Source organism: Novipirellula sp. (assembly GCF_041583735.1).
Lineage (GTDB): Bacteria > Planctomycetota > Planctomycetia > Pirellulales > Pirellulaceae > Novipirellula.
Genome location: NZ_JBFHFD010000013.1, coordinates 1 through 13109 on the forward strand (window position 1 = coordinate 1; position 13109 = coordinate 13109).

Sequence of the window (13109 nt, forward strand, 5' to 3'; positions counted from 1 at the left end):
CGAAGGCAAATTGTTGTGGCGATTAGGCAAAGGCGAAGACACCGCATCAACATTAAGCGACGCGTTCTTCCTTGGTCCGCCACTGCCACTGGACGGACGACTGTACACGATTGTCGAAATCGCTGGCGATATTCTGCTGGTGTGTCTTGAACCAGCAACGGGCGAAGAACTATGGCGTCAACATCTCGTGGCGGTGGAAACCGGCGGCATCGAAACGGATCCGATCCGCCGTGTCGCGGGTGCCACGCCGACGTTTCATGAAGGCGTGTTAATTTGTCCCACGGGTGCCGGCGCGATGGTGGCAATCGACTTGGCCGACCGCATGCTTCGCTGGGGCGTTGTTTTTAACCGCAACGACGAATTCGCTCGCAGCATGAGCGGTCGTGGACGCGGCGTCGAGACAGTGCCGCTGATGCAGCGTTGGCATAACGGCGCTCCGATCGCGTCAGGGCAATCGTTGCTAGTCACTCCGATCGAATCCGATCGATTGATTGGTTTGGATGTAATCAGTGGCGAGTCGCTATTCCCGGAAAAAAACCGGATCACGATGCGGTATCTGGCGGGCATCCGCGATGACAAATTCTTTTTGGTCGGAACCAACCAAATCAGCGCCTACGATGTCAAAACGGGAAACAGTCAATGGACTTCAAAATCCGACCTGCTTTCCGTCGGCCAAACGATTTCAGGACGTGGCGTGTTCGGTGACGATTTCTATTTGCTTCCCACCACATCGAATGAAATCATCAAAGTCTCGCTCGAGGATGGATCGGTACTGGCTCGCCGCAAGCTGCGGTTCCAACTAGGCAATCTCGTTGCGGCCCAAGGCGAGTTGATGTCACAGGGGGCGACTTCGATTGCAGTGGCATATGGGGAAGCTTCGCTTGAACCGAAAATAGAACAAGCCCTTCATCGCAACCCCGAAGACATCCAAGCGTTGATCCATAAAGCGGAGCTTCTGATTCAACGAGGCGAGCGTGACGAGGCGTTAAAAATGTTGGCAAAAGCACGTGCGCAAGAACCGGAAAACGACACCGCATTGATGTTGTCGGTTGCCGCGATGCTCGATTCGCTACGGGAATCGCCCGAGGTCGATGGCGAGCTCGTCGAAACGCTTGACCAATTAATCTACCAACCCGAACAGCGAGTCGAACTGTTGGCGCTGCGAGTGCGAGCGGCATTACAAAACAATCAGCACGTGGACGCGGCAAAATACATGTTGAAATTGTCCGATGTCGTGACGATGGAACCCGCCAGCAAGGACGCAGCCAATCGCATCGTTTCGGATGTCGCGCGGCAATGTTCGCTCGACGCGTGGCTCGCAGCACGTTCGGCCGAATTGGCGAGCCGAATGGACGAGACCGAGCGAGCGAGCGTGGACACCATGTTCGCGGACTCGTTTGCCGAGAAACGGCACAGCCCCAACAATTTGTTATGGCAGCTGATTCAACAATTTGGGTCGCTGTCGGCCAGCGATCTGATTCGCGACGAATTATCGAGCCGATTGGAGAAGGACCAGGAATGGCTTCGTGCGTACAGCTTGCAGCTTGGCACTCGCTACGCCACCGCAGAACAACTCGAAACCTTACCCACCTCGCGTCTGTTTCATCTCGCCAAGATTCACTCGCTGAGCGGTTACGCCAAAGACGCGCTGCAGATCCTCGCCATGCTGCGTGATCGCGAGGATGGTCCAGACGCGGAACAGCTTGACCAAATCGAAGCGGCCACACTACCGCTGGTCAAGACACGCACGTGGCCGGATTCGGCCAAGGTCAAATGGGAACCGCGACCGAGTCGAATGCGAGCGACGATGGCACTGAATCAACAGGTATCAGAAACAACGATTCTCGCCGGCCAAGAATTTCAGGGATGGCGACTGGTCAGCGAAGGTGCGTTTGCCTTGGCGTTAAGAAATCCGCTCGGCTATCCTCGCGCGATCCCGCTGGACCTCGAAAACCGGCAGCGTGACATGGGGCAAAACGAAGCGATGATTGCCGGAGGGGTGATGATCGTCGTCACGCCGAACGCGTTGGTGGCAGTGGATTTGCACCGTTTAGACAGTCAAGCGAATGAATCGGTGCTGTGGCGTCACAGTTTAAGCAGTGACGATTCACCGCTATTGAAACGCCGTAGCAATCCGACTCGATTTGGCGATCAAGTCTTTCAATATCTGATCAACGGTGTGAGTGCGAGAAACCTGGTTCCCACCTTTAACCTCGGCCCAATCCTCGGTGACCGCGTGTTGGCACTGCAGGGCGGCGAGTTGATGTCGTTGGATTTGTTGACCAAGGAACCCCAGTGGCGAAATTCCGATGCTCCGATCAGTGGCGAGGTCCTTTCTGACGGAAATGAGATCGCGGTGGTTTCGGACAGTGAACAGCGTATCGTGTTTTTCAATTTGCACGACGGCGCGAAACTGCGAGAAACCGCTTGGGAAAATGGACAAATCTGGTCCTCCATTGGCGAGCACGTGCTGAGCTATCTGCCCACCGGAACATCGCGTGAGTATGAAATCCGTTTGTTCAATCCGTTCACAAACAAAGTTAAATTGAGCAAACGTGCAAACGAAGCAAACCGCACCAACGAAAACATTCCGGCCTCGTATGGCCGCTTGATCGGCGGTCGTTACTTGACGTTACTGGACACCGAAGGGAACGCGGCGATCTGGGATTTGATCTCCGCTACCGAAATCAGCAGTGTCACGTTGCCTGCCTATCCCGATCTGATTGGATTGCATGCGATGGTACTGGAGGATAAATGTTTCTTGCTGCCCATGCGTCGTCCTCAACAGAGCGATGTACCGCCGACATCCCAGTTGCATACGCGTCAGGGCAACGATCACGAAACGACCGATGCGATCTTCGCGATCTCGCTGAATGACGGAAAATCGTTGTGGCAAAAAGAGTTTGACGAGCCTTGGGGATGCACCATTCATCAACCCGACGCGACCCCCGTGGTGCTGCTGACTCGAGGGCGATCGATCTTCCCCAACCCACGCGTGCGAACGCGAACGCTTGATTTTTTGGCTCTCGATGTGGATGACGGCCATGAAGTGAATTCAGTCATTGGGAAAGACGTTCCCAGCCACACCAATGAATTAGAGACCCAAACAAAATTGCCACCGGGTCAAGATTTGATGATTGTTGATATCGGAATCGAAAAGTTGCAATTAAACTTTGACACCACGGACGACGTCGACGACGAATCCGATGTCGACACGGAAGCCTCGCCGAGTCAAACCGAAGACGCTCAACCTTGATCCGTTTCCCCCAAGATTGCTTCCTTTACTCTCGCCCCATTCCCCTCCCTTGTTTTGCTCACTAGGACCCTCCATGCATTTGCTCAAAACATCTCTGCTTCGATCACTTTTCACAGTGCTACTTGCATCGACATCGATGACATTGCTGTGGGCCGATTCGCCTTTGAAGACGGACGGCATGAGTGTCAAGAAAACAGATTCGCCCCAAGGTTGGAAGGTTTACGACAACGGAAAACTGTTTGCTGGCTATATCGAATATCAAAACGGCTTCCCGATTGTGTATCCCGTGATTGGGCCGGGAGGACAATCGATGACGCGTGATTTCCCCATGATATCGGGAACCGAAGGCGAAAAATTAGATCACGATCATCACCGATCGCTGTGGTTTACCCACGGTGAAGTCAATGGAATCGACTTTTGGATCGACGACGCGCATGAAGGGACGGGACGGATTATCCAGACCGCAGGCGAAGCCACCGTCGATGCGAAAAACAAAGCGGTCGTGATCACGACTGAAAATGACTGGAATGATGCCGATGGCAAACGCCAGTTGTCTGATTCGCGCCGCACCACGTTTCACACCGAGGACGGCAAACGAATCATCGATTTTGAGGTGGTGCTCCGCGCGACCGATGGCGATGTGAACTTTGGGGACACCAAAGAAGGCAGCTTTGGCATCCGTGTCGCCGGCACGATGAAGGTCGACTCGAAGCTTGGCGGCAAGATCACCAATGCCGAAGGGCTCACCGACGCTGAAGCTTGGGCCAAGAAATCAAACTGGGTGAATTACTCTGGCCCCGTCGACAACAAAACCGTTGGCATGTCTGTCTTCTATCATCCCTCGAGTTTTGCCGCGCCCTGCAGTTGGCACGTTCGCACCTACGGTTTATTTGCCGCCAACCCGTTCGGTCACTACCATTTCAATGGTGGTGATAAAACCGAAGGCGTCACGCTGAAGGATGGCCAAACGATGACCATTCGCTGCCGAGTGGTGCTGTATCAAGGTGACTTTGATGCCGAGGCGACCGCAAAAGCGTTCGCCAAATATGCCGCTGAAACGCCCAAGGCTCTGTAGGTAAACGCGATCGACTTTGTTTGCGGTACGGCGCGAGCCGTCCGGTTACAAAGTGGAAAAACGTTTGAACTGGACGTTTGAACTGGACCGGGCGGCTTGCGCCGCACCGCTACAAAAAACGCTCGTGTGGTGCCGCTTAATGCGGCATCGAACACATGCCTTAGGCACGCGACAAGAATTCACCGGTTCGCGTATCCACTTTGATGCGTTCCCCCTCTTTGATGTACTCGGGGACCTGAACGATCAGATCGGTCTCGAGCGTTGCCGGCTTGGTTCGCGCTGTGGCCGAGTTTCCTTTAATACTCGGGTCACACTGTTTGATCGTCAACTCGACTGACGCTGGCAATTCGATTCCCACACACTCATCGTTGTAGACGAGAGCACGAATGCCTTCGAGTCCTTCGGTGATGTAGGGAAGTTGTTCTTCGACATCTTCGATCGGCACATCGTATTGCAGGTAACTTTCCTGATCCATCACGTACATGTAGGTTGGATCGGTGTACATCAATTGTACGTTGCGTTTGGAAAAATCGGCTTCAGCAACGACATCGGTACCTTTGAACGTGACGTCGACTTTATTTCGGGTGACCACATTGCGGCCGCGAAACTTGTACAACGTCGCAGCACCACGGGCAGACGGTGATTGAACCGAAAGCGAAATGATGACGATCGGGTTGCCTTCGTGCACAATGACCGATCCGGTTTTGACTTCTTTTGCGAGCATCGGTGTACCTGCCCTGGATTGGGGACAGACCATAAGAGAGTGTGTGAGAAATAAAAAGAACCGAGGGTGGCATTATTTCATCGCCATAGCCATTTACGAAAGCCCTCGACCACCAACTCTTCTCGACCAGAACTGTGCCACAGCAACAGTCCAATTAAACAGCCCGCTGCGATCAGCATCGAGACGCCGCCCAAATTGCGTGGCACTGGCTGTTTAGGCACTTCGGCGCGAAGGTGGGCCTGCAATTGATACCAAAACTGGGAGGTCAAATTGGGCTCAAAGGCGAAGATTTGGGCCGAATCGGCGCCGGATTGTCCATCGATTCGCAGCTGGACTTTGATCGTGGGCATCACCACTCGCAACGCCGCCGCATCGCCCGTAGCGGCAGCATCGAGATGCTGTGCCGCGATTAGCAGCGACGAGAACACCTGGTCAGCCGAACGTCCATAGACGACCAGTTTCGGCGTGCTTGTGATTGCGATCAGCGTCAGACATAGAAAGTAAAACGCCGCGATGGCAAACCAAACCCAGGGGCCAAACATGCTAGCCGCCGGAGCGGGAAAGAACAGTTCGACGGGTCCAACCGCGACAAGACCACTGACCGCGATGCCGATCGCGGCCACATCGCGCGGCCCCGTGGTGATCAAGGCACGTCCCGATGCGCGAATGCCCCCGATCAAAATCAAGTAACCAATCAGCGGCAACAGCGCCAACAACATCGTAAACGGTGGAATCAACATCGATAGCGGACGGCAAAAGAGTAGAGAGACGAGACGAAGAGCGAGCGGGATGATTTGTGACAGCGGGAAGCGAGACCGCAGATGCGGAATCGGCTTTATTGGGGTTCGGGCTAACTGGGTTCGGGAGTATTGATCTGGGGATCCGATTTCTTTTCAGGATCCAGAGTCTTTTTGGGATCCTTTTTCTTTTCCGGATCCATCGCCACATGTTCTTGGGGCAATGGGACCGAGGTGACAAGACAAACAATGGTTTGACCAGGCTCGGGTTTCAGCGGATCGCTGACGGTATTGAGCAGCGGAATTCCGTCACTTTGCACCACGCACAGCAGCTCGGGTACCTCATTATACCGACGAATAAAGTCCGCGTAGGTGAACGAGTCGGTCAATTTTGTGGCTTTAAACACCGCTCCAGACTGATGCAATTCCCGAATTTTCGAGAACGTCAGCCCTTCGCGAAACAGTTGCCGCCCGACGAGATTGCGGGTCATCTCACGTCGCGAACTTGTATTTTTCACAGTGAAATTCAGCTGGTACAGCTGGGCGCTTTCAAACATCCCACGACATTCACGCAGTGCCAACGAGTTCACTTCATCATTGGGGGTCATCGCGAGAAAACGTCCGATCCCGGCGATCGACAGATCCTGGCGGGCATGCTCGTTGAGAATATTCATGCATTCGGCGCGGAGCCCTGCGACGCGTGCTTGCGAGACCTTGTTATAGTTGGTGTCGACCAAGGTCACGGGGACGCCAACCTCAGTGAGTTCCTCGGCAAAGTCTCGGACCCAGGAATCGGCTCCAACCATTAAGATGCCATTGGTCTTTTCATCAGCGAGCCCCAACAGTTTGGCGATCGGTGATGCGGCCAACCCATAGACGGCGACGGTGCCCACGATCACAAGAAAGGTAACGGTGGCAAGTTGATCGGACCCCGCCAGATCAAACGAACCGCTGCGGCGTTCGAGTTCCAATGCAAACACACTGCTAACGGCCGCCGCGACGATGCCGCGTGGTGCCAGCGAAGCGACAAACGCTTGTTCTCGCCAATTCAGCGGCGATTTCCACAGCGAGACAAACACCGAGATCGGACGGATGATCCCGATCATCAACAGCAAAAACAGGATGCCATGCCATCCTTGGGCGGTCACGTCATCGATCACCACTCGCGACCCGAGCACAATGAACAGACAACCGATCAATAAGGTTCTCAAGTTCTCTTTGAGTTCGACGATGTGTTCGATGTCGAAATGATGTTGATTGGTCAACCAAATCCCCATCACAGTGACAGTAATCAGCCCTGATTCATGCGCCAAATGGTTGCTGATCGCATACAGCAGCAACCCCACCGACAGCGTTCCAATGCCGTGCAATTGGTCAGGAACCCAATAGCGACGAAACGCGGTCGATAAGAAGGCACCACCAGCACAGCCCAGCCCCATCCCGACCACGATCGTTTTGGTGAGCATAAAAAGTGCCGAACCAAGATCGGGCTCGGAGGAGTGGACCAAGACATTCTCAAACACCAGCACGGCCAAAACCGCACCGATCGGGTCAATCACGATGCCTTCCCATTTCAACGTCGATGCCACTCGGCGTGTCGGACGAACTTGCCGCAGCAAGGGACCGATTACGGTGGGACCGGTCACAATCAGGATCGCCCCGAGCAGAAAGCTGATCGGCCAAGCAAGACCTAGCGTGAAATGGGCTGCCGCGGCAGTACCGAAAAACGTGATGACGGCTCCGAGGGTGACCAACCGAAACGCGGCACCTCCCGCTTCACGCAGCTCGTGAAATTTCAGCGACAAGCCGCCTTCAAACATGATCACGGCCACCGACAGCGATACGATCGGAAACAGCAACTCGGGTCCCGCCTTGGCGGCATCGCCCCCCGTCAACTCGGCGAGAAACGCATCGGGCTGAACAAATTGCCCCAGCAAAACGCCGAACAGCAACAGCAATAAAATGCCCGGCAATCCGGTCCGCCACGCAATCCACTGAGCCACGACGCCAAGCGTTGGAATGAGGGCAAGATAAATCAGGAGGTCCATAGGTTTTACTTCGCGTTAGGATTGCTTCGTGTTCGGAGCGTCAAGACAAACGGTTCTTCTTATTGAGAGAAGGAACACTGCACCGATCCGAGGGGTAGATCAGGAAAAATGCAACGCAACGACAACCACCGCTTGAGCAGGATAATGTAGTCGACGCCGCTTGCAGCATCCTAGCGGATGCGTGAAATCGACCGCAGCTAACGTGTGTCTGTCATCCCTAGACCCTAGCACTACGGACAACCGCCACTCCCTCTCTTTTTACGAAAATCACGTGAATCAAACGATCACCGGGGGGGGTCCAAGCAGCCGATGGCAGCAATGGCATTGGGGGGACTAAAGCAACGAATCGGCATAACTGCTAGAACCGGCCTGATTGACGGTTCCGCTATGCGGGATTTGGCCGGTTGCGGCAAATTTTTCGGCTTGAGTGATTTTGATAGCCCAGATTTACTGTGGAAGGAACCGATCGACCCATCGCTATCACCGCCTGTGCCCGAGCTCCGTATGCCAATCGAATCCGACACCCCGGCCGACTTGATGTTTTCCCCCCAAGCCGTTGCGATCCAAGATCGTGCCAACCCCAAGGCCCCGAGCGTGCGGTCTGCGACCACCGAAACCGCCGTGGAGGAACGTCGCGAGAGCTGGAGTCTTGATCTGGTCGACCCGATCGAAGACGTCATCCGGCGGACCGAAGAGACGCTTGACTTTATTGCCGAAGCCTCGATCGCGGCCAACAGCGTCCAGCCGCTTGATCACTACGATTTAACGATCATTGTCCCGGTCTATAACGAACGGGAAACGCTGCCAAAAGTGCTCGAGCGAATTGATGAAGTGATGCCACGATCAACCGAAGTCATCGTCGTCGATGATGGAAGCTGCGATGGCACGAGCCAATGGCTCGCCAGTTTGGCCCCGCGTGGCAATCGCACGATCATTCGCCGGCGATGCAATCACGGCAAAGGATCGGCAGTACGATTGGCGATCCGGCACAGTCGAGGGGGCGTGGTTGCAATCCAGGACGCAGATCTTGAATATGATCCCGCCACGTTGTTACGCGTCGTGTGGCCGATTCTTGACGGCAATGCCGATGTGGTCTATGGATCGCGTTACCTAGATGGCTGCAGCGATCCGTCATGGCTGCATCGATTTGGCAATTGGATGCTCACGAAGCTGAGCAACCTGATGACCGGGTTGCGTTTAACCGACATGGAAACATGTCACAAAGCGTTTGAGGGTGAAATGTTGAGAGGCATTTCACTGAAAGAATGTCGGTTCGGTTTTGAGCCTGAGATCACGGCAAAAATTGCCGCGAGGGATGTACGCGTTCTTGAGGTTCCCACCCACTACGACAGCCGAGGCTATGACGAAGGCAAAAAGATCGGCTGGAAAGATGCGGTCTCGGCACTGGCGTGCATGTGGATCTACCGCAAAGGCTAGTTGCCTGGCAAATTGCGTTTGAACTTGGGCTCTTCCGCGACGGGAAGCGACACATCGTGCTCTTCCTGAAAGCGTCGGCGGTCGACCGCGTCCGCGTAGAAACGCAACCAAGTCTCGTTGTCCTCGACACATCGCCATTCAAGGTATTTGCCTGGAATGTCGAGCTTCTTTTCGCACGAGGGCATGATGTCGCGATAGATGATCTTGTACAGCTCACGATCCGATAGGTGATCGGTGAACTTCAACACCACTCGCTCGGAATACAAACGCTCGATCGTGTTGGCAAGCAACCGCGGCAGCGTGCTGTCGGAAACCGAGTCAGGGCTTGGCAATTGCATCGGAGGATTGAACCAGGATGCGATCGGGAGTGCAGGGGCACGTTCCCAAGCCAACATCGAGGCGAGATATTCGTTTTCGGTGTGCAATGGCATCCGGTGCATCGACGAGCTATCGATCGATTCGTCACGATACGGCTCGAGCTCGTCACGCAAGCGGGCATTCGCCAACAGCAAATCGACTTCATCAATCGTCGGCTGGCTTGTCTCGCTCATATCCATAGATGGCGGTACCTGATGGTGGTAGTAGGCTTCGTGGGAAGGACGTGAGAGATCTAGGCGACGCGAAACGATTCCACGCGATTTAGATGACCACGATGTGCTTGACGCTTAGCACAAGATCGATGGTATCTGTCTGGGCGGCTGGCTCAACGAAGAATTAAGTCAAAATGACGTTTTGGGAACATTTTTGACGCACCTATCGTCTCCTGATCGTTACGAACGGAACCTCTTACCAGAAATACCCGCTGATTTGCTATCAGGATCGCGCCTGGACCGCGATGGCGTGCGTCAACGGGATCGCAAATACAACTCGGCGTGACGCTGCACCATGGCGTCGACGGTGAACTCGGTTTCGATCCGCTTTTGGGCCGTTTTCCCGAGATTTGCGGCGAGTTCAGGCGATTCCAATAGCGTCATTGTTTGCCGAGCAAAATCGGCGGTGTCGCCCAGTGGTACCAACATTCCCGTGACACCGGGGAGCACCAAGTCACGGTTTCCAGGAATGTCCGATGCAACCACCGGGACGGCGGCCTGCATCGCTTCAATCACCGAATTACTTTGCCCCTCGTATTCGCTGCCAATCCAAAACAGATCCGCATGCGGCAACAATTCAGCCACGTCATGACGCGTCCCGGCGAATCGGACTCGCTCGGGGATCGTCACCGAATCACGAAAACGGAGCAATTCGCCGCGTTGCGGCCCGTCACCGAGGATCACCAACGTGGTATCGTCGCGTGTGGTTCCGAGCAATTCGGCGGCCCAAATCAAATCGCGATAGCGTTTCTGAGGCCACAGCCGGCCGACCGCCAAGATCAGCTTTCGATCGAGCGGGACCTGCAAACGAGCAAACGCTTCGTCACGCTCGATACGGTTTCCTGATGGCGGCTGGATACCATTGGGAATGACACAAAACTTGTTGCGGTCGATCCCGTGATCGGCATAGAAATCGACCACCCCGGTGCTGTTAGTGGTTATCGCATCGGTGAATTTTGCGAGCTGGCGATCAACCCAAAAATGAGATTCGGTTTTCCAAGGATCGACACATCGCTCGCTGGCCATGATCATCGGGACACGAGCCAATCGAGCGGCGGCGCGTCCGAAACTATTGGCCGCAAAGATCCAGGTGTGAACGACATCCGGTTTCAAACGGACCAATTCACGCCGCAGGCGAAACAGTGCCGTCGGATCCGCTTTAAATCGTTTGCCGATCACGGTGACCGGGATCCCGGCGGCGCGCAGCGTTTCGCTTCGCGGGCCATCGCGGGTCAGCAGGATGACGTGAACTTCAAACGTATCGCGAGGCAGATTCTCGGCTAACAAACAGAGTTGTTTTTCGGCGCCGCCCCGATCCATCGTTGGAATCACCAATGCGATTCGTCGGCTCATGAAGCAGTCTCGATCGAATTAGAATCGGTGGCAATCCGCGATTTGCCGTTGGCTTTTTCTTGAACGACACGCGTCATTACATTGATATAAGCTTCGATCGCCTTGGTTTGCGGACGCGATCGAACCAGGTCACGGCGGAGCTGCAGTGCACGCTGTTTCGCTTGCGGCATTTCATCGAGGGTACGGCGGATGGCGATGCGAAGTGACTTGGATTTGCCCGGCGTGAACCATGCTACGGCTTCGTCCTGTGGATCATCGGGTTTGACCGAGGTTGCTGCCGAGGCGATTCGTTTGATCGGTTTACCGTTGGGGGTGAGCAGCGAACGCAGCTCCGCGACCTCCGCTGCCACAATTGGTATGGCCGCGGAAACGGCGGAGGGCAAGGCGAAATCGAGACCTTGCCGATCACCGTGTACAAACACATCCGCTGCGATCATCAAATCGGTCGTGTCGACAAACGAGCCGGGCATGGCAATCGAATTCCGCACGCCGTCCGCACGCAAAAAATCGTACAACGATTGACGTTCGGGACCATCCCCCACGAACCAGAACCGCAAATCGGGGCGGTTCGCGATCAGCGGACGCGCGGTGGAGGCCAACCACTGCATCGCTCCCGTTTTTTGCATCCGGCCGGTGCAGAGCACCACTTCGGATTCTGGCAGGGTGGTCAGGTCCGAATTGACAGCGGCCAAACGATTGCGGGCCGCAGACCGATTGTCTTCGAGGTTGTTGACGCTGCTGGTAAATCCAATTTCGATTCGGTGCAGCAAGGACGGGGGAAAGCCTTGGGCGATCATCAACCGCTCGGCAGCCGCGTTTTTGACAATGATCGCGTCGGCCTCTTTGGCGGTCGCTGCACAACGACGAGCACTTCGCGAGGATTGCCACCATGCGGGATCACTTTCGTCACCCCAGCCTGCGGACACCAGCACCGAGGCGATACCGGCGGCCGAGGCCGCTTCGACGACCGCCTGCGATTCTTCGCGAATCGAATCAGCCAAAATCAAGTCAAACGATTCGCTGTGGTCTTTCAGCCAAGTGGTCAAATGACGCACGTAACGCCCCATCGACCAATCGCTGCGTGGAGCCGCGGCGGGTCGGTGCACGGGAATTTCACGAAAGTGAAAATGCTCGGGCCATGATGCGGCATAGCGGGGCGTCACCACCTCGACATGCACCCCGCTGCGATAGAGATCGGTCGCTAACTGAGCCAAAAAACCGGCAGCATCAAACGAGGCATGAGGCCAGAAATGCCGCCCCACCAACAAGACTCTCAGCGATCTCGCGTTGGGAAGAACACTCACGGTTGCGATTCCGATGCTGTGGCCTCGATCTCGTCAGGTTCAAGCACAGCCAAGTAGGGAAGATTGCGATACATATCTAAATAGTCTAATCCGTAACCGACCACAAATTCGTCCGGAATCTCAAAGGCCACAAAGTCGGGTCGCATCGCAACGGAGTGTTCACGATTTTTGTGCAGCAGCACCGCCGTTTTCACCGTCGAGGCTCCCGAATCAAGCATCATCTTCTGAAGCCGATCCAGCGTCTTTCCGGTGTCGAAAATATCGTCCACCAGTAAGACGTCACGGCCGGCGACATCGATCATCATGTTCGAATCGACCCGTAGTTCGCCCGATTTTGTCCCCCCACGATAGCTCGATGCTTGCACAACCCCAACCCGTTGAGGCATCGAAAGTCGGCGAATCAGATCGGCAAACAACACCAAACTGCCCGTCATCACGGCGATCACGGTCAAATGTCGCTGGTTGCCGTAGAAATCGTCAATCTCGCTCGCCAGACGTAGAACGCCCTCGTTCAATTTCGTTTCGTCCAACAAGACTCGCATAACACCATTCCTAGTGGCAAAGGAAGCAATAACAGATGGCAAC

Annotated in this window: 10 protein-coding genes; 3 read left to right on the forward strand and 7 right to left on the reverse strand. The window is 55.0% G+C overall.

Annotated features, from left to right (window positions below):
- Nucleotides 1-3256: PQQ-binding-like beta-propeller repeat protein (locus tag ABX962_RS02295; protein ID WP_372716232.1), on the forward strand; the 3256-nt coding region annotated here is incomplete at its 5' end.
- Nucleotides 3257-3392: 136 nt separating this feature from the next.
- Nucleotides 3393-4331, forward strand: coding sequence for a PmoA family protein (locus ABX962_RS02300; protein WP_372716234.1), 939 nt, complete (start codon nt 3393-3395; stop codon nt 4329-4331).
- A gap of 160 nt (nt 4332-4491) precedes the next feature.
- On the opposite strand, the gene ABX962_RS02305 is transcribed toward ABX962_RS02300, so the two are convergent.
- The 3 genes from ABX962_RS02305 to ABX962_RS02315 form a co-directional block, all read right to left on the reverse strand.
- The gene (locus ABX962_RS02305) at nt 4492-5055 is read right to left on the reverse strand and encodes an elongation factor P (protein WP_339937248.1); all 564 of its coding nucleotides are present in this window, start codon (nt 5053-5055) and stop codon (nt 4492-4494) included.
- A gap of 77 nt (nt 5056-5132) precedes the next feature.
- Nucleotides 5133-5795, reverse strand: a complete 663-nt coding sequence (locus tag ABX962_RS02310; protein WP_372716236.1) for a hypothetical protein — start codon at nt 5793-5795, stop codon at nt 5133-5135.
- A gap of 110 nt (nt 5796-5905) precedes the next feature.
- Nucleotides 5906-7840 (reverse strand): cation:proton antiporter, encoded by a 1935-nt coding sequence (locus ABX962_RS02315; RefSeq protein ID WP_372716238.1) that lies wholly within the window; start codon nt 7838-7840, stop codon nt 5906-5908.
- 504 nt (nt 7841-8344) lie between these two features.
- Here ABX962_RS02315 and ABX962_RS02320 point away from each other — a divergent pair.
- Nucleotides 8345-9277 carry a glycosyltransferase family 2 protein gene (locus ABX962_RS02320; RefSeq protein ID WP_372716240.1) on the forward strand — a complete coding sequence of 311 codons (933 nt, stop codon included), beginning with the start codon at nt 8345-8347 and terminating at the stop codon, nt 9275-9277.
- Here the strand turns inward: ABX962_RS02320 and ABX962_RS02325 are convergent.
- The 4 genes from ABX962_RS02325 to hpt form a co-directional block, all read right to left on the reverse strand.
- On the reverse strand, nt 9274-9828 hold the full coding sequence (locus tag ABX962_RS02325) for a hypothetical protein (protein WP_372716242.1): 555 nt from the start codon (nt 9826-9828) through the stop codon (nt 9274-9276). The two genes, ABX962_RS02320 and ABX962_RS02325, sit on opposite strands and share 4 nt — an antisense overlap.
- Before the next feature lie 294 nt (nt 9829-10122).
- The gene (locus ABX962_RS02330; protein WP_372716244.1) at nt 10123-11220 is read right to left on the reverse strand and encodes a glycosyltransferase family 4 protein; all 1098 of its coding nucleotides are present in this window, start codon (nt 11218-11220) and stop codon (nt 10123-10125) included.
- Nucleotides 11217-12524 (reverse strand): glycosyltransferase, encoded by a 1308-nt coding sequence (locus tag ABX962_RS02335; protein ID WP_372716246.1) that lies wholly within the window; start codon nt 12522-12524, stop codon nt 11217-11219. Before ABX962_RS02335 ends, ABX962_RS02330 begins: the two co-directional genes overlap by 4 nt.
- Nucleotides 12521-13066, reverse strand: coding sequence for a hypoxanthine phosphoribosyltransferase (gene hpt / locus ABX962_RS02340; RefSeq protein WP_372716248.1), 546 nt, complete (start codon nt 13064-13066; stop codon nt 12521-12523). The genes ABX962_RS02335 and hpt overlap by 4 nt, the downstream gene beginning before the upstream one ends.
- Nucleotides 13067-13109 lie beyond the last annotated feature (43 nt).

Coding starts and splice junctions, on each gene's coding strand:
- ABX962_RS02300 (WP_372716234.1), top strand. CDS start 3,393: ATGACATTGCTGTGGGCCGATTCGCCTTTGAAGACGGACGGCATGAGT.
- ABX962_RS02305 (WP_339937248.1), bottom strand. CDS start 5,055: ATGCTCGCAAAAGAAGTCAAAACCGGATCGGTCATTGTGCACGAAGGC.
- ABX962_RS02310 (WP_372716236.1), bottom strand. CDS start 5,795: ATGTTGATTCCACCGTTTACGATGTTGTTGGCGCTGTTGCCGCTGATT.
- ABX962_RS02315 (WP_372716238.1), bottom strand. CDS start 7,840: ATGGACCTCCTGATTTATCTTGCCCTCATTCCAACGCTTGGCGTCGTG.
- ABX962_RS02320 (WP_372716240.1), top strand. CDS start 8,345: ATGCCAATCGAATCCGACACCCCGGCCGACTTGATGTTTTCCCCCCAA.
- ABX962_RS02325 (WP_372716242.1), bottom strand. CDS start 9,828: ATGAGCGAGACAAGCCAGCCGACGATTGATGAAGTCGATTTGCTGTTG.
- ABX962_RS02330 (WP_372716244.1), bottom strand. CDS start 11,220: ATGAGCCGACGAATCGCATTGGTGATTCCAACGATGGATCGGGGCGGC.
- hpt (WP_372716248.1), bottom strand. CDS start 13,066: ATGCGAGTCTTGTTGGACGAAACGAAATTGAACGAGGGCGTTCTACGT.